Source organism: Nocardioides sp. NPDC004968 (assembly GCF_040608935.1).
Taxonomy (GTDB): Bacteria; Actinomycetota; Actinomycetes; order Propionibacteriales; family Nocardioidaceae; genus Nocardioides.
On the sequence record NZ_JBEXJF010000043.1, the window covers coordinates 23,913 to 45,171 of the forward strand.

18 protein-coding genes are annotated in these 21,259 nt (G+C 68.1%); 10 read left to right on the plus strand and 8 right to left on the minus strand.

Going from position 1 to position 21,259, the window contains the following annotated elements; all coding sequences use genetic code 11:
• Window positions 1-87 precede the first annotated feature (87 nt).
• Together ABZU72_RS25375 and ABZU72_RS25380 are read right to left on the minus strand one after the other, a co-directional pair.
• Window positions 88-1,155: a hypothetical protein gene (locus ABZU72_RS25375; protein ID WP_355021559.1), complete on the minus strand. Its 1,068-nt coding sequence runs from the start codon at window positions 1,153-1,155 to the stop codon at window positions 88-90.
• A gap of 113 nt (window positions 1,156-1,268) precedes the next feature.
• Window positions 1,269-2,201 carry a hypothetical protein gene (locus tag ABZU72_RS25380; RefSeq protein ID WP_355021560.1) on the minus strand — a complete coding sequence of 311 codons (933 nt, stop codon included), beginning with the start codon at window positions 2,199-2,201 and terminating at the stop codon, window positions 1,269-1,271.
• Window positions 2,202-2,457: 256 nt separating this feature from the next.
• Here ABZU72_RS25380 and ABZU72_RS25385 point away from each other — a divergent pair, with 256 nt between their 5' ends.
• Window positions 2,458-2,748: a hypothetical protein gene (locus ABZU72_RS25385; protein ID WP_355021561.1), complete on the plus strand. Its 291-nt coding sequence runs from the start codon at window positions 2,458-2,460 to the stop codon at window positions 2,746-2,748.
• 13 nt (window positions 2,749-2,761) lie between these two features.
• On the opposite strand, the gene helR is transcribed toward ABZU72_RS25385, so the two are convergent.
• Together helR and pepN are read right to left on the minus strand one after the other, a co-directional pair.
• Complete coding sequence (gene helR, locus ABZU72_RS25390) at window positions 2,762-5,002, minus strand: RNA polymerase recycling motor ATPase HelR (RefSeq protein WP_355021562.1); 2,241 nt, start codon at window positions 5,000-5,002, stop codon at window positions 2,762-2,764.
• Between the two features lie 197 nt (window positions 5,003-5,199).
• Window positions 5,200-7,743 carry an aminopeptidase N gene (gene pepN, locus ABZU72_RS25395; RefSeq protein ID WP_355021563.1) on the minus strand — a complete coding sequence of 848 codons (2,544 nt, stop codon included), beginning with the start codon at window positions 7,741-7,743 and terminating at the stop codon, window positions 5,200-5,202.
• A gap of 201 nt (window positions 7,744-7,944) precedes the next feature.
• Here pepN and ABZU72_RS25400 point away from each other — a divergent pair, with 201 nt between their 5' ends.
• The 7 genes from ABZU72_RS25400 (at window position 7,945) to ABZU72_RS25430 (ending at window position 15,326) form a co-directional block, all read left to right on the plus strand.
• A complete protein-coding gene (locus tag ABZU72_RS25400) occupies window positions 7,945-9,600 on the plus strand; it encodes a CHAP domain-containing protein (protein ID WP_355021564.1) in 1,656 nt (551 codons plus the stop codon).
• A gap of 40 nt (window positions 9,601-9,640) precedes the next feature.
• On the plus strand, window positions 9,641-10,285 hold the full coding sequence (locus tag ABZU72_RS25405; RefSeq protein ID WP_355021565.1) for a DsbA family protein: 645 nt from the start codon (window positions 9,641-9,643) through the stop codon (window positions 10,283-10,285).
• A gap of 43 nt (window positions 10,286-10,328) precedes the next feature.
• Window positions 10,329-10,880, plus strand: coding sequence for a TIGR03086 family metal-binding protein (locus ABZU72_RS25410; RefSeq protein ID WP_355021566.1), 552 nt, complete (start codon window positions 10,329-10,331; stop codon window positions 10,878-10,880).
• Between the two features lie 12 nt (window positions 10,881-10,892).
• Window positions 10,893-11,450: a maleylpyruvate isomerase family mycothiol-dependent enzyme gene (locus ABZU72_RS25415; protein ID WP_355021567.1), complete on the plus strand. Its 558-nt coding sequence runs from the start codon at window positions 10,893-10,895 to the stop codon at window positions 11,448-11,450.
• 77 nt (window positions 11,451-11,527) lie between these two features.
• Window positions 11,528-12,742, plus strand: a complete 1,215-nt coding sequence (locus ABZU72_RS25420; protein ID WP_355021568.1) for an N-acetylmuramoyl-L-alanine amidase — start codon at window positions 11,528-11,530, stop codon at window positions 12,740-12,742.
• Window positions 12,743-12,810: 68 nt separating this feature from the next.
• Complete coding sequence (metG, locus tag ABZU72_RS25425; RefSeq protein WP_355021569.1) at window positions 12,811-14,616, plus strand: methionine--tRNA ligase; 1,806 nt, start codon at window positions 12,811-12,813, stop codon at window positions 14,614-14,616.
• Between the two features lie 53 nt (window positions 14,617-14,669).
• A complete protein-coding gene (locus ABZU72_RS25430; RefSeq protein ID WP_355021570.1) occupies window positions 14,670-15,326 on the plus strand; it encodes a CTP synthase in 657 nt (218 codons plus the stop codon).
• A gap of 16 nt (window positions 15,327-15,342) precedes the next feature.
• On the opposite strand, the gene ABZU72_RS25435 is transcribed toward ABZU72_RS25430, so the two are convergent.
• The gene (locus tag ABZU72_RS25435) at window positions 15,343-16,308 is read right to left on the minus strand and encodes a WYL domain-containing protein (RefSeq protein ID WP_355021571.1); all 966 of its coding nucleotides are present in this window, start codon (window positions 16,306-16,308) and stop codon (window positions 15,343-15,345) included.
• Window positions 16,309-16,421: 113 nt separating this feature from the next.
• Between ABZU72_RS25435 and ABZU72_RS25440 the strand changes: the two genes are divergently transcribed.
• Window positions 16,422-17,519, plus strand: a complete 1,098-nt coding sequence (locus tag ABZU72_RS25440; RefSeq protein WP_355021572.1) for an epoxide hydrolase family protein — start codon at window positions 16,422-16,424, stop codon at window positions 17,517-17,519.
• Between the two features lie 58 nt (window positions 17,520-17,577).
• Here ABZU72_RS25440 and ABZU72_RS25445 read toward each other — a convergent pair whose 3' ends face one another.
• From ABZU72_RS25445 to ABZU72_RS25455, 3 genes are all read right to left on the minus strand, one after another.
• Entirely contained in the window at window positions 17,578-18,243 is a 666-nt protein-coding gene (locus tag ABZU72_RS25445) for a GPP34 family phosphoprotein (protein ID WP_355021573.1), read from the minus strand.
• Between the two features lie 69 nt (window positions 18,244-18,312).
• Entirely contained in the window at window positions 18,313-18,762 is a 450-nt protein-coding gene (locus ABZU72_RS25450) for a VOC family protein (protein ID WP_355021574.1), read from the minus strand.
• Between the two features lie 110 nt (window positions 18,763-18,872).
• Window positions 18,873-19,964, minus strand: a complete 1,092-nt coding sequence (locus ABZU72_RS25455) for a crosslink repair DNA glycosylase YcaQ family protein (RefSeq protein WP_355021575.1) — start codon at window positions 19,962-19,964, stop codon at window positions 18,873-18,875.
• 153 nt (window positions 19,965-20,117) lie between these two features.
• Between ABZU72_RS25455 and ABZU72_RS25460 the strand changes: the two genes are divergently transcribed.
• Entirely contained in the window at window positions 20,118-21,095 is a 978-nt protein-coding gene (locus tag ABZU72_RS25460; RefSeq protein WP_355021576.1) for an ABC transporter substrate-binding protein, read from the plus strand.
• Window positions 21,096-21,259 lie beyond the last annotated feature (164 nt).

The following is a 21,259-nucleotide window of genomic DNA, read 5'->3' on the forward strand; positions in this document are numbered from 1 at the left end:
GCCGGTCCGGGCCGACGGCGCTTCGCAGATGCCGAGGGGCCTGCCGATCCTCGGGAGGATCGGCAGGCCCGGGTGAATGTTCCCGGATCAGTAGCCGATGTTCTGCTGGGCGTGGGCCTTGGTCGCGTTGAGGTAGGTGCTGGACGCGATCGTTCTCGGACCCCACGTATCGGTGGTCACGGAGCTGTACCAGTCGTTCTCGTTGTAGACCTCGAAGTAGTAGATGGTCTTGGGGTCGGTCTCGGAGGCCCACTTCGCCCCGCGTCCGACCTGGAAGTGGCCGCCGTGGTCGTACTTCAAGTACGGGAAGTACGCCTTCTTGAGCATCACGTGCTCGATGATCGGGGCCTTGCGCGAGCGAGCGTTCGGATTGCCGCCGAAGTGGTTCCAGTGCTTGTCGTACCAGGTCGCCGTGTTCCACGAGCTGACGGAGCCGACGATGTAGGAGTTGACGTAGTTGTCCCATGTCGTGCTTGAGTTGGTCGTCGACACCAACGCCGAGATTCCGGTGCCTGATCCTGCCGTCGTGCCCAGGATGTCTGCCCACACGTTCTGGGTGTCCTTCACGCCGTCGTCGCCCGGGTCGCCCCAATCGATCGACTGCATCGTGGCAGGCCCGCAGTAGTAGGTCTTCCCCTGCTTGGTCTGGTACCCGGTCATGATCGTGTACGGCCCACCCACAGCTGCCTGCGTCCCGACGTCGGCCTGGCCGAAGTCGCCGGACTGCGTGAGTTCGGTCCGAAGACGCTCGGTGCGGGCCTTCTCGACGCCGGCAAGGGCGACGTCGATCTCGTCCTGCTCAGCCTTGATCCGCTCCGCATCGGACATCTCCAGCCGGGTCCGTACCCAGTCCGCCGTCGACATGGCGCCGGTCGGATCCGACACCGGCGCGGCGTTCGCAGCGTTGGCGAGTCGCTCGTAGCTCGGGTCGACGTCGACGAACCCGAGCCCGATGCAGTAGCGCTCGGTCGCCAGGTCCACACACCGGTTGAGCTTGGTGACCTGGTCGAGCGTGGAGAGCTCGGCCAGTTCCGCGCTGCTCGGCGAGGTCGCCGCGACCTCCGCCGCGATGGCCGAGGTGTCGAGGGTGCCGACATCCGTCGCATGCGCCGGGGCCGTCGACGCGAGTGCGCCGAGGCTCATCAGTGCGGTCATACTTGCGACCGCTTGGGGGATATTCATGAGCTTCCTTCCTGTTCGACATTGCTTTCGCCCGAGTCCGGATGGTCCCCGGGACGTTGATGCAGCGCAGCAAGCGCTGTCGGTGCTCACGCCGAGTCGAGGACCGCGAAGGTCAGCGACTCCTCGTGCCCGTCGATGTCATCGACACGTGTCGACAGCCAACGTCCGTCGGCGCACTGCAGCTCGCCTGGTAGTCGTTCGTCCTGCGGACCCCATACGGTCTGCACGCCGGACCCGCGCGTCCAGCGCTCGATCCGGTGGCCGAGCCCGTCGACCTCGATCCAGTAGAAGCTCGACCCGCAGCCGACAAGTGTGTCGGTCACCATCGGACCCAGCGCACTCCTGCGGTCGCCGGCGAGGACGTAGCCGAGAGAGGTCGGGAAGCTCTCACTCGCCGGATCCGTCTCGTCCCAAGCGACCAGGCCATCGGCGATCGCCGAGCTCCAGCCCAGGCAGCGCTTCGTGATGGGTACTTCGCGCGTCGGGTTCGATCCGTCGACGAGGAGACTCTTGCAGCGATCGTCGGTTCCTGGGGCAACAACCTCGGAGTACGTGGTCTCCTTCTGGCCGAGCGCGAGGTCTCCGAGAACGGCGCCCGGCCGGGCACAGCGCGGTGTGGCGAGCTCCGCGGTGGCAAGATCCAGACTCTGCTGACAGATGCTGGTGGTTGCTCGCCCAGTCATGAAGGCCACACGGCCGAAGTCGGCCGCCATCTCGGGTTGGCTGGGCTGCAGGGGGATCTCGATCTCTTCGCCCGTGGAGAGATCCCAGGCCCTCAGCTCGATCCTCTTGGCCGTCTCGTTGATCTCCTCGACGACGAGGAAGTGGCGTGTCAGCCAGACGTCCTGGAGGATCCAGTCGCCACCGCGTGACGTCCACTCCAGGACTTCGTCATGCGCCTTGTCGGAGACGGAGAGCTTCTGCCGCTGGCCGACATCCTCCCTGTCATCCCACACCGCGACGTAGTCGGTGGTGAACTCCGCGGACCACATGCCCTTGGCCCGCGGAGCGCTCAGCACCACCTGCCACGGTTCTCGAGAAACGCCGAACTCGCCCTCAGCTGCACCCTCGGCGCGATCCTCGGCGCGGACGTCACGCGAATCACTCTCAGGTGTGGCCGAGGAACAGCCCGTGAGGCTGAGGAGCAATCCTGCGACTGCAACTGCAACTGCGGCTCGTCTCGTCGACATGCCATTGACGGTATGGAGCATCGTGCGCGTGCCAATGCCCGCACCGAGTCCGTACTACGGGACCTACGCCGTTAGTATCTGACCCGTGAGCAACCAGATCCTGCGCCGCGCCGGCCTCCTCGGCGCCTCCGCCTCCGCCGCCGTCGTCGCCTCTGTTGCTACCGCCGGCCCCGCCAGCGCCGAGGTTCCCAACGGCTGGCCGGTCGCCGAGGACATGACCGCCTCCGGTCTGCTCCTGCTCATCCTGCTCATCCCGGTGATCCTGATGGTGGTCATCTCCCTCCTCGTGCTCCTGCCGGGTGTGTTCCGCGGCGAGGGGCTGCTGCCCAAGCCCCACAAGGCAGACGACGACAACCTCCCCGCCGCGACGCACTGACCCTTCGGGTCGGTTAGCTGAGAATGGCCAACTGCTGGGTCGCCCGCGTCATCGCGACGTAGCGGTCCACGGCACCCTCGATCCCGGTCCCGTACGTCTCGGGGGCGATGAGGACGACCAGGTCGAACTCGAGCCCCTTGGCGTGCACGGGGGACAGGCGGCGTACGCGGCCTTCGTTGACGTCCTTCGAGCCGGCGGCGATCACACAGACGACACCCTCCTCCTTCTCGGCGAGCCAGGTGTCCAGGATCACGTCGAGATCCGCGACGGATCCGTGGACGACCGGGATGCCGGAGGCACGGATCGACGTGGGCACGTTGGCGTCGGGAAGTGCTGCGCGGATGACCGGCTCGGCCTCGGTCATCACCTCCTCGGGCGTGCGGTAGTTGATGCTCAGGCCGGCCATCTCGATCCGGTCCAGGCCGACACGCTCGAGCCGCTCCTGCCACGACTCGGTGAACCCGTGCCGCGCCTGGGCGCGGTCGCCGACGATCGTGAAGCTGCGCGAGGGGCAGCGGCTGATCAGCATCTGCCACTCCGCGTCGGTCAGCTCCTGCGCCTCGTCGACGACGATGTGCGCGAACGGGCCGGCGTAGGGATCGAGCTCCTCCGATTCCCGCACCGAGTCGTCGAGGAGCGCGGTGCGCAGGTCCTGGCCGCGCAGCATCGACATCACCTTCATGTCGGAGTCGTCGTGGCTGATCAGGTCCGAGACGACAGCTGCCTTCGCCTTCCGGTCGGCGGCCGCCGCTGCCTTCTGGGCGCTCCGGCGCCGCGAGGCGTCGGGGTCGCCGAGCCGGCGGTGGGCGGCGTCGAGCAGCGGCAGGTCCGCCTCGGTCCAGGCTTTGCCGGCCTGGAGAACCCGGTCACGCTGCAGCGTCTTGATCTCGTCGGGAGTGAGCCAGGGCGCGCACATCCGCAGGAACGCGGGCACCTCCCACAGGTCCCCGACGATGTCGGCCGGGCGCAGCCGCGGCCAGACCTCGCCGAAGACGTCGAGCAGTCCGGCGTTGGTCTCCAGCGAGGCGCGCAGGGCGTCGGTCGAGTCCTCGTCGACGAGGCCGTACGCGTCGAACTCGTCCTCCTCCTGGTCCTCGTCGCCCCAGTCGTCGATATCGGCGTCGTAGTCGCGGTCGGGGTCGGCGCCGGTGTTCTCTTGGATCCTCTCGGTCACGATCCTCAGCAGCGCCTCCCAGACCTGGTCGCGGGCGTCGTTGTGCGGCGTACCCTGCTCGGCCGCGGCGATCGCCTCGGCCCAGTCGCCGGTGCTGATCACCGCGTCGCCGTAAGGCGTCTCGACCAGGGTCGGCTTCGACGGAGGCTTCTCGTAGAGCGCCACCGCAGGCTCGATCGCCGCGACCATCCGGGCGTCGGCCTTGAGTCGGGCGACCTCCTTGTCCTGCTCCGGGACCAGCGAGGCACCCTCGGGCACCATCCGGCGCAGCGTGGTGGTGCGTACGCCCTCCTCGCCCAGGCTCGGCAGCACGTCCGCGACATAGGAAAGGTAGGGCTCGTGCGGCCCCACGAACAGCACCCCGCCCTTGCCCTCGCCCAGGCGCGGGTCGGAGTAGAGGAGGTACGCCGTGCGGTGCAGCGCCACCACGGTCTTGCCAGTCCCCGGACCGCCGTCGACGACCGAGGCGCCCCGCGAGGACGCTCGGACGATGGCGTCCTGGTCGGCCTGGATGGTGCCGAGCACGTCGCGCATCCGCGGCGAGCGGCTGCTGCCGAGTGTGGCGATGAAGGCCGACTGGTCATCGAGGGCGGCGTGCCCCTCGAGCCCTTCGGCGGTGAAGACCTCGTCCCAGTAGTCGGTGATCCGCCCGTTGGTCCAGCGGTAGCGGCGCCGGCTCAGCAGCCCGCGCGGGTCGGCGTGCGTGGCCGCGAAGAACGGCTCCGCTGCCGGCGAGCGCCAGTCGACCAGCAGCCGCCGGCCGTCGCTGGCGGTCAGCCCGAGCCGCCCGATGTAGATGGTGCTGCCCGACTCCGTGACGATCCGCCCCAGGCACAGGTCCAGACTGAACCTGCGCAGCATCCGCAGCTGCCCACCGATCCGGTGCACCTCCAGATCGCGATCCATCGCCTCCTGCCCGTGCCCGCCCGGGCGGCGGCGTACGTCATCCAGCCGTTCGTTCAGCTCGGAGATCTGCTCCTCGAGACTCTCCGCGATGGCAGCGAAGTGCTGCTCGTCCTCGGCGATCAATGCCGGGTCCGCCTTGGCGTCGTGACGGCCCGCGAGATCGAATGCTTGCAACGTTGAATCCCCTGTCTGATCAGGTGTTTTACCTGTTCGAGGACGAGATTCTGCCCCAATCCGGGGGTCTTGCGGCAAGCCCCTATATGCGCTATAAAGTTGTTAGTGGAAGGGGAGATCTCCCTTCCATTCTTGGTTTTCGAGCAGATGCGAAGGGCCCCGGAAGCAGGTGCTTCCGGGGCCCTTCGCGTGTGGTGCTACTGCGCGTCGCGCTCCTGGGCGGCGAGGGCGCGGGCGACCTCGTCACGTCCCTCGCGGACGTACCGCTTGGCGGCGGGCTCGGCGGGGGAGGTCTCGAGCCACTTGTCGGCCTTCTCCAGGAGCTCGGGGGAGGCGGCCGGCTTGGGGAAGATGAACTCCAGCACCGTCGAGGCGCGGTGGGTGCCGAGGTGGTCCCAGAGGGTGTCGGCGGCCTCGAAGTAGCGGTCGACGAAGGGCGCCAGCACCTCGTCCTGCCCGCCACGCTGGAACGAGAGCACGATCGAGCGGGCGGTCTCGTTGGCCACGTCGGTGCGGACGACGACGGACTCCCAGGCGGCTTCCTTGGCCTCGGCCGTCGGCTGCGCGGCGCGGGCGGCGGCTGCCTTCTCCTGGCCGGAGATGGTGTTGTCGCGCTCGAGCTCGGCGGCGATCTCGGCCTCGCCGAAGGTGCCCGAGGCGGCCAGGCCGGTGACGAGCGCCCAGCGCAGGTCCTGGTCGATGTCGAGACCTTCGAAGACCAGGTCGCCGGAGAGCAGACCCTTGAGGTCGGCGATCGCAGCCTCGGAGCGGGCTGCCGCGGCGTACGTCCGGGCGAAGGTCAGCTGGTGGTCGCTGCTCGGCGCGGCGGCCACCAGCAGCTCCCGGAGACCGGTCTCCCAGCGCGCCTTGAGGGCGTCGCGGTTGGCCGGAGCCGAGAACGAGCCCACCGCCTGGGCGGCGAAGACCGGGATCCGGGTGACGCCCCAGGCGTCGGTCTCCTGGCCGATGTTGGCGAGTACGAGCTCGACGAAGTCGCTCGCCCGCATCTCCGCGTCGCGGGTCATGTCCCAGGCCGCACCCCAGATCAGCGCGCGCGAGAGCGAGTCGCCCAGCACGGACAGCGACGACAGCGCGGTGGCCAGCGAGCGCTCGTCGAGCCGGATCTTGGCGTACGTCAGGTCGCCCTCGTTCAGCAGCAGCAGGTCGGGCTGCTTGACGCCTTCGAGCTGGGGAACGGAGGTCAGCTCACCGGTGACGTCGATCTCGAACGCGTCGCGGCGCACGAGCGAGCCGTCGACCAGGTCGTAGAGGCCGAGGCCGATGCGGTGGCGACGGAGCGTCGGGTAGTCGGCGGCAGCCGACTGGCGCACGGCGAAGGAGGCGTAGGAACCCTCCTCGGTGAGGGTGAACTCGGGCGCGAGGGTGTTGACGCCGGCGGTCTGCAGCCACTCCTGGGCCCAGCCCTGGAGCTCACGCCCGGAGGCGGCCTCGAGGTGGCGCAGCAGGTCCTTGAACTCGGAGTTTCCGTAGGCGAACTCCTTGAAGTAGGCCTTCAGCCCCTCCAGGAACGGCTCGAGCCCGACCCACGCCACGAGCTGCTTCAGGACGGAGGCGCCCTTGGCGTAGGTAATCATGTCGAAGTTGACCTCGACGGCCTGCAGGTCGTAGTTGTCCGCGGCGATCGGGTGCGTCGTGGGCAGCTGGTCCTGGCGGTAGCCGGTCTGCTTGCGCGCGTTGGTGAAGCCGGTCCAGGCGTCGGTGAACTCGGTCGCGTTGGCCTGGGCGTGGTAGCAGGCCCACTCGGCGAAGGACTCGTTGAGCCAGAGGTCGTCCCACCACTTCATGGTGACCAGGTCGCCGAACCACATGTGCGCCATCTCGTGCAGGATCACCGAGGCGCGGAAGTCGTAGAAGGAGCGCGGCTGCTTGGAGCGCGGCAGGTACTCGTCGCGCAGCGTCACGGCGCCGGCGTTCTCCATCGCGCCCATGTTGTACTCGGGCACGTAGAGCTGGTCGTACTTCCCGAAGGGGTAGGGGAAGTCGAATGCGTCCTCGAAGAACTCGAAGCCCTGCTTGGTGATCTTCACGACCTCGTCGCGGTCGAGGTGGGGGACCAGCGACTGGCGGCAGTAGTGACCCAGCGGGATGGTGCCGAACTTGCCCTCGTAGACGTCCTGGACCTCGTGGTACTCACCGGCGATCAGCGCGGTGATGTAGGTCGACATCTTCTTGGTGGGCTCGAAGTCCCAGGTCGCACGACCGTCGCCGAGCGGCTTCGGCTCGGGCGTGACCGCGTTGGAGACGACCTTCCAGCCCTCGGGAGCGGTCACGTGGAAGGTGAAGACGGACTTGAGGTCGGGCTGCTCGAAGGTGGTGTAGACGCGGCGCGCGTCGGGGACCTCGAACTGGGAGTAGAGGTAGACGCGGTCGTCGGCGGGGTCGACGAAGCGGTGCAGCCCCTCGCCGGTGTGGGAGTAGACGCAGTCGGCCTTGACGACGAGCACGTTCTCGGCGGCGAGGCCGTCGAGCTGAATCCGAGAGTCCTGGTAAGCCACCGCGGGGTCGAGCGCCACGCCGTTGAGCGTGATCTCGTGGACCGTCGCGCCGACCAGATCGGCGAAGGTCGAGGCGCCGGCCTCGGTGGAGGTGAAGGTGATCGTCGTCGTCGAACCGAAGGTCTCAGCACCCGTGGTGAGGTCGAGATCGATGTCGTACGACAGGACGTCGAGTAGTGCGGCCCTAGCGGTGGCTTCGGCGCGCGTCAGATTGGTTCCAGGCATGGCTGGATCCTCTCACTGTGCCCGGAATTCGAGACATTTATATAGCGCTTGTTGCCGGTTCTTGGGAGTCGCCGAGCGTGAAAAGTAAAAATACAGTGTTGTAATTCCGACACACCGGTATCAATGGTTGACAACTTTCTCTAGGGTGCTCATGTGCCCCTCAAGTCACAGGAACATCAGTATTCACAGGAGTCGCGCCAGGTGGGGAAGCCTGGCGGGGCGCTGCGCCGGGCTTTGGTCACCGGTGCGGTTCTGCTGCTCGTCGGCCTCGGTGTGCAAGTCATCCCCAAGTTGGCATCACCGGCGCACGCGGGCTCCATCACGCTCTGCTCCGGCTTCTCGGACTGCCGCAGCAAGGGCTACTCCACCGGCGGCTACGAGAGTGCGTGGGGGAGCATGTACTGGCGGATGTACGCCGGTCGCAACTGCACCAACTACGTCGCGTACAAGCTGATCCAGACCGGCCTGCCGAACGCTCGTCCCTGGTCGGGCGAGGGCAACGCCACCAACTGGGGCGTTGCGCTGAGCAGGCTGACGAACAGGACGCCGACCGTCGGCTCGGTCGCCTGGTGGCACTCCTCGCACCCGAGCGCGAGCCGCTTCGGGCACGTCGCGATCGTCGAGAAGGTCGGCGCGGACACGATCACGATCTCGGAGTCCAACTACGGCAGCGACATCAGCTGGCGCCGGATCGGGAGGGACTCGGTGAACTACCCGACCGGGTTCATCCACTTCAACGACCAGCGCCTCTCGGTCACCAAGCGGCCCACGGTCGAGGGCACCGCACAGGTCGGCAAGGCGGTCACTGTCAACACCGGCTCGTGGAGCCCGAACCCCAACAAGATCCGCTACCAGTGGATCGTCGACAAGAAGCCGATCCCGGGTGCGACCAACAAGACCTTCCGCATCCCCGGCCACCTCGCCGGCAAGCAGATCGCGGCGGTGCTCACCGGCACCCGCCGGGACTACAGCGAGGCCAAGACGATGAGCCAGATCCTGCCCCCGATCAAGCAGGGCACGTTCAAGGTCCTGGCGCAGCCGAAGATCACCGGCACCCAGAAGGTCGGCTCGACGGTCTCCGTCGGTGGGGCGGACTACGAGCCGTCGGCCAAGATCGGCGAGGTCAGGTGGTACGCCGACAAGCAGCTGATCACGCGCACCAAGTCCCGCTTCCTGAAGGTGCCCGCAGCGGCCTCCGGGAAGAGGATCGGCGCGGTGGTCGTCGGTGTCCAGGAGGGCTACCGTTCGAAGAATTCGTACGCCTTCGCCGGCACGCTCGTCGGCGGTGGCAAGGCGCCGCAGCAGCCGGCGGAGCCGCCCAGCGGCGGCGAGCTGGCGCAGACCGAGGCCGGCTTCGTGAAGGGCGGCACTCGTCTCGGTGGCCTGATGCAGGTCGACCCGGGCGGCTTCAGCGAGGCGGTCGACCTCTCCTACCAGTGGACGCGTGAAGGCACGCCGATCTCCGGCGCCACGACCGAGAAGTACCGTCCGACCGAGGCCGACGTCGGTCGCCGCCTCAGCGTCACCGTGGTCGCCCGCTCCAGCAGCGGGACGCTGACCAAGACGTACGGCCCCAGTGGCCGGGTCCGCGTCAAGCCGAGCGTCAAGGTCACCGCGACCGGCGGCTCCCGGGAGGCGAAGGTGGCCGTCCAGGTCACCGCGCCGGGCTACCTGCCTACCGGGACGGTCAAGATCACGACCAACGGCGGACGTACGGTCACCAAGACGCTCAGTGGTAGCTCGGCCGGAGTCACCTTCGTCAAGCTCCCCGCGGGCGAGTACGCAGTGACTGCTGCCTACAGCGGCGACGAGGTCGCCTACTGGGCCAGCGGGGGTGACTTCACCACCGTCAACTGACGGCCGGAACAGATCCGCAGCGGGGGTGGTTCAGTGTCATATGACACAGACCACCCCCGCTGCGCCGTCCGAGAAGACCCTCGAGAAGACCTCTGCCGACTTCTGGTTCGACCCCGCCTGTCCGTTCGCCTGGATCACCTCGCGCTGGATCCTCGAGGTCGAGAAGGTGCGTGACGTCGAGGTGACCTGGCACATCATGAGCCTGGCGTACCTGAACCAGGACAAGGACATCCCGGACGACTACCGGGAGATGCTGAAGACCGCATGGGGCCCGGTGCGGGTCTGCATGGCGGTGCAGAACGAGTACGGCCAGGAGAAGCTCGCCGAGATCTACACCGCGCTCGGCACCCGGCGCCACGTGGAGAAGAAGGACTTCACCCGCGAGGTCATCGAGGACGCGCTGGCCTCGGTCGACCTGCCCGTCGAGCTCGCCGACGCGATGGATGACTCCTCGTTCGACGAGGACATCGCCAAGTCCCACCACGAGGGCATGGACCAGGTCGGCAACGACGTCGGCACCCCGACGATCGCGATGAACGGCTCGGCCTTCTTCGGGCCGGTCATCTCCAAGGCGCCCAACGGCGAGGAGGCCGGCAAGCTCTGGGACGGGTTCCAGCTGATCACCGCCTACCCCTACGTCTACGAGCTCAAGCGCGCGCGGGTCCACGACCTCGACTTCAGCTGAATTTGGCGGTGACGCCGAGGTCAACCAGTCGTACGTTGGCTGGGTGACTACAACAGACGAGGCAGGAATTCTCTCGCGGGCGCTGGACCAGACCGGCGACTTGCTCGACCGGGTGCACGCCGAGACCGTCTCGCGGCCGACGCCGTGCCGGCAGTGGGACGTCGGCACGCTGGCCGACCACGTGATCGCGGACGGCACCAACTTCGTCACGATGCTTCGTGGTGGGGAGCCCGACTGGGGTGCGCCGGCGCCGCACGTCAGCGAGAGTTGGGGACCGGCGTTCAAGGTCGGTGCCGACGACGTGCTGCACGCGTGGGACCAGGGCGCCGGCACCGACGGCTGGGAGGGCGGCGCGGTGGTGCCGGTCGGCCTGCTCGTCGCCGAGTACGCGACCCACTCGTGGGATCTCGCGCAGGCGCTCGACGTCCCGACCTCCGAGCTCGACCCGGAGCTGGCCGAGGTCGGGCTGGCCTTCATGAAGGCGACCCTGAAGCCGGAGATGCGCACGGGTGCGTTCGACGCCGAGGTGGCGGCGCCCGAGGGCGCCGGGGCGTACGAGCGGCTGGCTGCTTTCGCGGGACGCAGGCTCGCCTGAGACCATGGTCGTGTGGTTGACCAGATGGGAGTGTTCGCGCTGCAGCGGGCACTGACGCAGGCAGCAGAGCTTCTCGACACCGTCACGGCGGACGACCTGACCCGGCCGACGCCGTGTCCCGAGTGGGACCTGCGCAAGCTGGCCAACCACATGATCGCCCAGCCCCGAGTCTTCGTGACGATGCTCCAGGGCTCGCCGCCGGGATGGGACGGGCGCGAGGACTACGCGGTCAACCTGGGCGAGGAGCTCCGCACCAGGGGCAACGCGCTGATCAACCTGTGGCGCGAGGTCGGCCCCGACGACATGGTGATGATCGACCCCGATTGGCAGTCCGCCGAGATCGCGGTCCACACCTGGGACGTGTGCGCGGCGCTCGGCCGCCCGACCGACGGCCTCGACGAGGCGGTCGCCCAGCGGGCGGTCGTCGCGATGGACCGCATCCTTGGGCCGGAGCGCAAGGGGCGGGCCTTCGCCAACGCGCTCTCGGCGCCCGAGGGATCGGGTGCTTACGAGCACCTGGCTGCGTACGCCGGGAGGCCGGTGCCGTTCGCGCCGGCACCGTCGCTTTAGTCACAGAAGTCCCAAACGACACACCGAACACATGCGTTTGCGGCATGTCGGGCGCTCGACTCTTCAAAATCAAGGGTATGGCCCGCTTCCCCCGCGTCATCACCGTGACCCTGACCGCTGTCGTTGTCGGCGCGTCGATGCTCGTGCCTGCCATCGGTTCGGCGATCGATCCGGCTGCCGCCGAGGAGGGTCAGCTGATCAAGCTGCCCCGTCTCGAGGACGGCATCGCCACCCGTGACGTGAAGCTGCCGCCGCGGCTGAACGAGCGGTCCGCCGCCGCGGCCTCGACGGAGAAGCTGCGTACGACGACCTTCTCGATGGTCGGGGTTTCCTGGACCGGAGCGCAGATTCCCCAGGTCGAGGTGCGGGTGAGCAAGTCGGACCAGTGGCGAGAGTGGCAGGAGCTGCCGCTGCAGGAGGACCTGCCTGACGGCGGCGAAGGGGACGTCGCCGCGCGCGGCAAGGTCGAGCGCCGAGGCACCCAGCCGGTGTGGACCGGCCGGGCCAGCGGCGTACAGGTGCGGGTCGAGGGTGCGCAGCCCAAGGACCTGAAGCTGACCCTGATCAACACCGGGCCGCAGGAGGACGTCAAGGCGCCGAAGCGGGAGGCCGACGACCTGGGCTACGGCAGCGCTTCGAACGGCAGCGCCAACGGCCGGGTCGCGCGGTCGCGACCGAAGTGGGCGCCGAAACCGGTGATCTTCACCCGGTCGCAGTGGGGTGCCAACAACTCCTGGCGCAACGGCCGGCCGGAGTACAACAGCTCGCTCAAGCAGGTCCACATCCACCACACCGCGACGAGCAACAACTACTCCAAGGGCGACGTGCCGGGGATCATCCGCGGCATCTACAGCTATCACACCAGGTCACTGGGGTGGTTCGACATCGCCTACAACTTCCTCATCGACAAGTACGGCCGTGCTTGGGAGGGCCGCTCCGGCGGCATCGACCGGCTCGTCAAGGGCGCGCACACGCGTGGCTTCAACCACCAGTCGATGGGCATCGCCCTGATCGGCAACTTCGAGAACGTACGTCCTTCCGACGACGCCCTCATCAAGACCGAGCGGATGGCGGCCTGGAAGCTCGACATGGCCGGCCGCGACGAGCGCGGCACTCTCGAGACGATCTCGAAGGGCAGCGACCGGTTCCCGGCCGGCCGGCGGGTGCGGGTCTGGGTCATCGACGGCCACTTCCACACCAACGAGACCTCCTGCCCGGGCGCCCAGCTCGCCAAGTGGCTGCCGTGGATCCGGAAGTACGCCTACCAGCGGGACCAGATGTTCAACCCGTGATCCGGGTTGCCCGCATCGATAGCCATGTCGATAGAAAACTGATGGCGCCCTCTCCCTAGGATGGGGCCATGAGCAACGTTCTGTCCGCAGTCGCCTGGCCGTACGCAAACGGCCCGCGCCACATCGGCCACGTGGCCGGTTTCGGCGTGCCCTCCGACGTCTTCAGTCGGTACATGCGGATGGCGGGCCACGACGTGCTCATGGTCTCCGGCTCCGACGAGCACGGAACCCCGATCCTGATCGCCGCCGACGAGGCCGGCGTGACTCCCCAGGAGCTCGTCGACAAGAACCACCGGATCATCGTCGAGGATCTGGTCTCGCTCGGCCTGACGTACGACCTCTACACCCGCACCACCTCGGCCAACCACCACTCGGTGGTGCAGGAGCTGTTCCTCGGGGTGTGGAACAACGGCTACTTCGTCGAGCAGACCTCCAAGGGCGCGATCTCGCCGTCGACCGGCAGGACGCTGCCGGACCGCTATATCGAGGGCACCTGCCCGATCTGTGGGGCCGACGGGGCACGCGGTGACCAGTGCGACAACTGTGGCAACCAGCTCGACCCGGACCAGCTGATCAACCCGGTCTCCAAGATCAACGGCGAGACCCCGGAGTTCGTCGAGACCCAGCACTTCTTCCTCGACCTGCCCGCCCTGGCCGATGCGCTGCACGCGTTCCTCGACGACCGCGAGCAGACCGGCCTGTGGCGTCCCAACGTCATCCGGTTCAGCCAGAACATCCTCAAGGAGATCCGCCCGCGCGCGATGACGCGCGACATCGACTGGGGCATCAAGGTCCCGCTCGACGGCTGGCGCGAGAACCCGACCAAGCGGATGTACGTCTGGTTCGACGCGGTCATCGGCTACCTGTCCGCCTCGATCGAGTGGGCCCGACGCTCGGGTGACCCCGAGGCGTGGCGCGACTGGTGGAACGCCCCGGAGGCGCTGTCGTACTACTTCATGGGCAAGGACAACATCGTCTTCCACTCCCAGATCTGGCCGGCCGAGCTGATCGCCTACAACGGTCAGGGGTCGAAGGGTGGTCAGCCCGGTTCCTTCGACGTGCTGAACCTGCCGACCGAGGTCGTCTCCAGCGAGTATCTGACGATGGAGGGCAAGAAGTTCTCCTCCTCGAAGAAGATCGTGATCTACGTACGCGACCTCCTCTCGCGCTACCAGCCCGACGCGTTCCGCTACTTCGTGGCCGCCGCCGGCCCCGAGTCGAACGACTCCGACTTCACCTGGGCGGAGTTCGTGCGGCGTACGAACGACGAGCTCGTCGCCGGCTGGGGCAACCTGGTCAACCGCACCGCCACCCTGATCGCGAAGAACTTCGGCGAGCTGCCCCCCGCCGGGGCGCTGACCGAGGCGGACCAGGCGATCCTCGACACCGTCGGCGCCGCGTTCGGCACCGTCGGCGACCTGATCGGTCGTCACCGGCAGAAGCAGGCGATCGGTGAGGCGATGCGCGCGGTCGGCGAGGTCAACAAGTACGTCACCGACCTCGAGCCGTGGAAGCTGGCCAAGGCTCCCGAGGACCGCGAGCGCCTCGGCACCGTGCTGCACGTGATGGCGCAGTGCGTCGCCGACCTCAACCTGATCCTGTCCCCGTTCCTGCCGTTCTCCGCCAACGAGATCGACAAGGCGCTGGGCGGCAAGGGCGAGGTCGCCCCGATGCCCCGCATCGAGGAGGTCGAGGACCTCGACGACGGCAAGCCCTACCCGATCATCACCGGCGACTACTCCGGCGCGCCCACCTGGGAGCGCCACGAGATCGTCGTCGGCACTCCGGTCGCCAAGCCCACCCCGGTCTTCCAGAAGCTGGACACCGCGATCATCGACGAGGAGCTCGACCGCCTGGGCATCAAGCCGGAGTAGCGGCTGCCGTAATCGGTTGGATCGAGCCCGGCATGGCTGGGACGATTCGGCGCATGATCGCACTGCTCGGCGACGACCGGGGACACCGCAGCCATCAGGAGCTCAACGCGCTTCGGCCGCGGCTGGCCGAGCTCGGGGTCGAGACGGAGTGGGTGCCGACCGACTCGGGGTTCGAGATCTCGAGCTACGACGGGGTCTGGCTGGTTCCTGGCTCGCCCTATGCCGATGACGCCGCGGTTATCGCTGCGCTCACGGTCGTCCGCGAGCGGGGGATCCCGTTCCTCGGGTCGTGCGGAGGCATGCAGTACGCGGTGCTGGAGTGGACCCGCAACGTGCTCGGTTCCGCGGCGACCCATGCCGAGTCCGACGGCGCGGGGGATGACAACGCGGTTGCCGCGTTGGCCTGTTCGCTCTACGGCGAGGAGCGGCTGGTGACCCCGGTCCCCGGCACCCGCTTCGCGGGCTGGCAGCCGGAGCCGTTCGTCGGCATGCACTTCTGCAACTACGCGCCCACAGCAGAGGCGGTAGCGACGCTGGAGAAGATCGGTGTCGTCGTCGGCGCGACCGCGGACGACGCCGGCGCGGAGGTCCTGGAGTTCCCGAACCATCCGTTCTACGTCACCAGCATGTTCCAGCCCCACATCGGCGCCCTTGCTGGAGCCCCGGTCCATCCCCTCGTGCGCGCGTTCGTCGAGGCTGTCCGCGGCTGAGCCGCGCCGGATGCACCTACCTGGTCAGGTTCGGGAGGTCGACGGCGGCGGCGTACCGGGTCGCGAGGATCTTGAGGTGGTCGCGGAGCTCTGGGGGTGACTCGACGGTGAAGTCGAGGCCGAGCATGCCGATCCAGACGGCCACGACCTCGAGGCTGTCTCCGCCGGTGACCAGGACGCTGCGGTCGGGGGAGATCGGCTCGACGGTGCCGACGGCGGGGTTGATCCGGGAGAGGACCTCTGCGGCGGAGGCGGCGATGATCAGGCGGGCGTGGACGGCCCAGCCGGTGCGGGCGACCTCGCGTACGACGAACTCGGTGAGGTCGAAGGAGGGGTCGCTCGGACGGAAGGGGCGCCCGCCGGGGATCTTGAGACGCAGCCAGTCGACGCGCAGCGGCAGCCAGGTTTCGGCGCGGGGGTCGCGGGCGACGAGGTACCAGCGGCGCTGCCAGGCGATCAGCCGGTAGGGCTCGACCTCGATGGGTTCGTCGCGGTAGTCGGCGCGTACGCCGACATGGTCCCGGATGGCGGTGGCCAGCGCCTGCAGGGTGCCGGCGTCGACGTCCGGGTCGGGGACGTTGCTGTCGGTGTTGACCGGGCCGGCGTCCATCGCATCGACCACCGCGGCGAGCTTGCGACGCAGGTGGTCGGGCAGCACCTGCTCGAGCTTGCCCAGCGCCCTGGCACTGGTTTCCGCGACACCGGTGATGCCTGTCGCGGCACGCAGCCCGACGGCGACCGCGAGCGCCTCCTCGTCATCCAGCAGCAGCGGCGGAAGCTTCCCGCCGTCACCGAGCCGGTAGCGCCCACCCGGGCCGCGGACCGACTCCACCGGATAGCCGAGCTCGCGCAGCTTGGTCATGTCGTTGCGCACGGTGCGCTCGGAGACGTCGAGCCGGGTGGCCAGGTCGGCGCCGGTCCAGCCGGCCGAGGACTGCAGCAGACCGAGGAGCGCGAGCAGTCGCGCAGAGGTTTCCAGCACAGGCTCAGAGTGCGGGAAAAAAGATTCACGGGCCAGTGGAATTCCGGAATCAGGCTTGCCGGAACCCTTCATAACGTAGGTCTCACAAGGTCGGAAACAACCAAGGAGAAGTCATGAACACGCAGGTCAACACCGAGATCAGCACCGTCACCGTCGAGTTCCCGCAGGCGGATCTCGACGACCTCCGCTCCCGTCTGGAGCGCACCCGGTTCGCGCCCAGCGTCCCCGGTGACTCCTGGGACTACGGCACCCCGACGGCCTACCTCGCCGACATGGTCGAGCGCTGGAAGGGCTTCGACTGGCGTGCGGTCGAGGCGCGCATCAACGCCGTGCCCAACCACCTGACCGAGATCGACGGCCAGGTCATCCACTTCGTCCACGTACCGTCCTCGAACCCGGACGCCAAGGCGCTCCTGCTCGCCCACACCTACCCGGGCTCGTTCCTGGAGTTCCTGCCGATGGTCGAGTTCCTGACGGACGAGTTCCACCTGGTGATCCCGGAGCTGCCGGGCTTCGGGCTCTCGACGCCGGTGGTCGACACCGGTTGGACGATGAAGCGGGCGGCCGAGGCGTACGACGTGCTCATGCGCCGGCTCGGCTACGACTCCTACGGGGTGCACGGCAGCGACGGCGGTGCGATGGTCGGTCGCGAGCTGGCTCTGCTGAACCCGGAGGGCTTCCTCGGCGCGCACGTGCTGCAGCTCTTCTCGTTCCCGTCGGGAGACCCGAGCGAGTTCGAGGGCTTCGGACCGAAGGAGTACGCCGCGCTCGAGCACATGCAGTGGTTCCAGTCGGTCGGCGGCTACAACGCCATGAACGGCTCCCGGCCGCAGACCATCGGCGCGGCGCTGGCCGACTCGCCGGTCGGGACGCTGGCCTACAGCGAGCTCTTCGAGTCCTTCGGCAACGGCACCTCCCTGGTCACCCCTGAGCAGGTCATCGAGCAGGCGACCTACTACTGGCTCACCAACTCCTACGCCTCGGTGGCGCGCTACCACTACGAGGAGGGGCACGCCGAGCGCGAGCCGGAGGTCTCCCAGGGCCGGATCGGTGTCGCAGTCTTCAAGGACGACTTCCAGACCATCAGGTCGCTGGCCGAGCGGGACAACGCCAACATCCAGCACTGGTCGGAGTTCTCCGAGGGCGGCCACTACGCGGCCATGGAGCGTCCCGAGGACGTCGCCGCCGACCTGCGGGCGTTCTTCGCCTGACCGCCTCGCACGAACCCGAGGATCGCAGCCCCTCCGCGGCTGCGATCCTCGGGTTTTGTCAGGTGGTCGTCGTGGTGACGGTGGTGGCGACCATCACCGCGGTCATGACCGCAGTGACCTCGTCCATCGCGTCCTTGACGCCCTTGGCCGCCCAGTCACCCCGGGCGATCTCCTTCGCCCGCTTCTTGACCGCTCCGGCGCCGACGGCCCTCGTGTCGACCACCTTGTGGGCGAGGTCGATGGAGGAGAGGAGGGCGATGAGCGGGCCGGTCCGTGCGTCCGGTACGGCGCCCTGGATGAGCACGGCGACCAGGTGGCCGCGTACGGCGTTCTCGTGGGTCGAGTCCGCGGCCGGCCAGGTGGTGCGCGGGAAGAGGCCGAGGATCTTCTCGTCGCGGCGCCTGAGGATGTTGCGGTCGCTCAGCCGCGCGGCGAGGGCCTCGTGCAGGCCCTTGCCGAGGTTGGTGACGGCGTTCTTGGCCGCCAGCGGCTTGGCCGCCAAGACGTCGTACGCAGCGGCCAGGATCGGCTCGTCCGGCCGCCGGCCCGGCACCGCCACGGCCTTGGCCGGGGTGAGCCCGGACTTCGGGACGACCTGGACCGAGCCCGCCATGACGAGCTCGGTCAGGATCGCTCCGCCCAGCGCCTGCTGGACCCAGGACGAGGCGAGCGTGCCCTTCTCGTCGTCGAGCACGAGCAGCAGCAGGTCTTCCGCGATCAGCATGTATCGACGGTAAAACGACTCGCAGCCCGGCGCCTCCTACGAAAGACGGATCTTTGCTCGGACCTTCGTCTAGGCCTGTGCGGACTCGGGGCCGGCGACGTCGAACATCCAGCTCACGCCGAACTTGTCGTCGAACTGGCCGAAGTAATCGCCCCAGGGAGCCTGCGCGAACGGCATCCCGGGCGTACCGCCCTCGGAGAGCTTGGCGTAGTAGTCGGCGAAGCGCGGGTGGTCGGCGGGGTCGGCGCTGGTCATCGCGACGGTGACGCCGGCGGTCGGGGCGACGTACTCCATGCCCATCCCCGAAGGCGTGTCGGCGGCCATCAGGACGAGGCCGTCGTCGAGGGTCAGCGAGCCGTGCATGACCAGGCCCTTCGCCTCCGGCGGCATCGGACCCATCGCGTCGCCCATGGAGTCGAAGGTCATCGTCTCGACGGTGCCGCCGAGCACCGACCGGTAGAACTCGAGCGCCTCAGCGGCCTCGGACTTGAAGCTGATGTAGGGGTTGAGCGTTGCCATTCGGATCGTCTCCTTTGATCGATTTCCGACCCCGTTCGCTCACAGTAGGCGCGCCGAAGGAGGTGGAGAAGGGCAATTCGCGTCGGTTTGCCCTGTTTTCGGGTTCATCGTCAAGGGCGGACGATCCCGACGCCCAGCCACTCGGCCAGCGCCTCGATCTCGGCCTCTACCGCGTCACCGATCTCGGCGGTCCACCCGAAGTCCTCATGGACGGCGAAGACGTTCATCAGCGCCTTCTTGTGGTCCACCTTCGCGTCGAGCTTCCCGACGAGCCGCTCGCCGTACAGGATCGGGAGGGCGAAGTAGCCCCAGCGGCGCTTGGCGGCCGGCTTGTACATCTCCAGGACGTACTCGAACCCGAACAGGTCCAGCGCCCGGTCGCGGTCGTAGACGAGGCGGTCGAAGGGGGAGAGCAGGGCAGCCCGTGGCGCGAACCCGTCCTCGAGGGCGGCCAGCGCCTCGGGGTCGACCCGCCACTCGCCGTCGACGCCGGCCACGGCGCACGGGACGCCCGCGTCCCCGGCGCCGAGCACCTCGCCGCCGGAGGAGTCCTTCCGCCCGGGGCGGGCGATCCCGAGCGATGCCAGCCGGCGCACCGTCTCCACCCTGAGGGCGTCCTCGGTCGGCGGAAGTCGCAGGTCGGACGGGTAGACGCGCTCGGCGAGGTCCCAGGTGCGCAGCTTGCCGCGGCGGCCGGCGATGGCGACCTCGCCCATCCGGTTGAGCAGCTCGATCATCCGCAGGACGTTCTTGTCGTTGGTCCAGCCGGTCGAGGCCCAGGGCACCTCGGCGGTGTCCTCGATCTCGCCGGCCACGAGGGGGCCGTCGGCTCGAAGGCGATCCAGGACCTGCGTACGGAATCTCTTGTTGGCGTCCACCCACTCGACCGCCGTCGGGTGGATCCGCCCCGGAGACAGGGCGAGAACCGTCTCGATCTCGTCCATGGGGAAGATGAAGCTGGAGAACTCCACCAGCGAGCGCTCCTGCTCGAGGGCGAAGGTCAGATCCGAATGGTCGTACGCATCCCCCAACCGCGACCACGCCACCAGATCCGCGCTCGGCGCGATCGCCCTGGTCGGGTCGATCTGCAGGAGGGTCAGCTGGTCCACCGTCTCCACCAGCGAGACCGGCCGACGCGCATCGAGGAGTTGGGCGCGGACGGCGATCCGGCGCGCCTGTTCCGGGGTCAGGGTGAGCGTCATGGTCCACACAGTATGGGGAGTTCCGGACGACCTGCTGCCGATTCGAACCGATCTTCCCATTCCGCTTGACCGCGCGGATGTTAACGCTCACACTGGGTCGCATCGTGACGACGGTCACACTGGCCGCCGCAGTAAAAACACTGGAGGACGACAGTGAAGAAGACCCTCATCGGGCTGTGTGCGCTCGCCTTGGGCGGGATGTCGCTCAGCGCGTGCGGCGGCAGCGAAGCCGCCGACGACGGCTCGATCACCATGGGGTTCGCCCAAGTCGGCGCCGAGAGTGGCTGGCGCACCGCGAACACCACATCGATCCAGGACTCGGCCGAGGAGGCCGGCATCGACCTGAAGTTCTCCGACGCTCAGCAGAAGCAGGAGAACCAGATCAAGTCGATCCGGTCCTACATCCAGCAGAAGGTGGACGTCATCGCGTTCAGCCCGGTCGTCGAGACCGGCTGGGACGCGGTGCTCCAGGAGGCCAAGCGCGCCAAGATCCCCGTCGTGCTGACCGACCGGGCCGTGGACACCGAAGACACCTCGCTCTACGTCACCTTCATCGGCTCCGACTTCGTCGAGGAGGGTGAGAAGGCTGGCCAGTGGCTGGTCGACAACGCAGACGCGTCCGACGTCGACAAGGACGGCGCGGTCAACGTCGTCGAGCTTCAGGGCACCACCGGATCGGCTCCGGCGATCGACCGCAAGAAGGGGTTCGAGGACAAGATCTCCGCGGACTCCAAGATCAAGATCACCGAGTCCCAGACCGGTGACTTCACCCGTGACGGCGGCAAGCAGGTCATGGAGGCCTTCTTGCAGTCTAACCCGAAGATCGACGTCGTCTACGCCCACAACGACGACATGGGCCTGGGTGCGATCGAGGCGATCAAGGCAGCCGGCAAGAAGCCCGGCACCGACATCAAGATCATCACCGTCGACGCGGTCAAGGACGGCATGACCGCGCTGGCCGCCGGCGAGATCAACTTCATCGTCGAGTGCAGCCCGTTGCTCGGGCCGCAGCTGATGGACGTCGCCGAGAAGGTCGTCGCCGGCGAGGAGGTCCCCGATCGCATCGTCACCGAGGAGACCACCTTCACCCCGGAGCAGGCCGCTGAGGCGCTGCCCGACCGCAAGTACTGACCATCAACCGAGGCGGTGTCCTGAGCTTGTCGAAGGGTGCCTCGGTGAGGCGTCGCTTCCCTCGTGGAACTCCACGAGGGAAGCGCGCGCCCACCCCCGGGCCGAGGAGAGGGTACCCCGCCCCCCCCCCCCACCACCAGGATGCCGAAAGTGAAGAGGCAGGC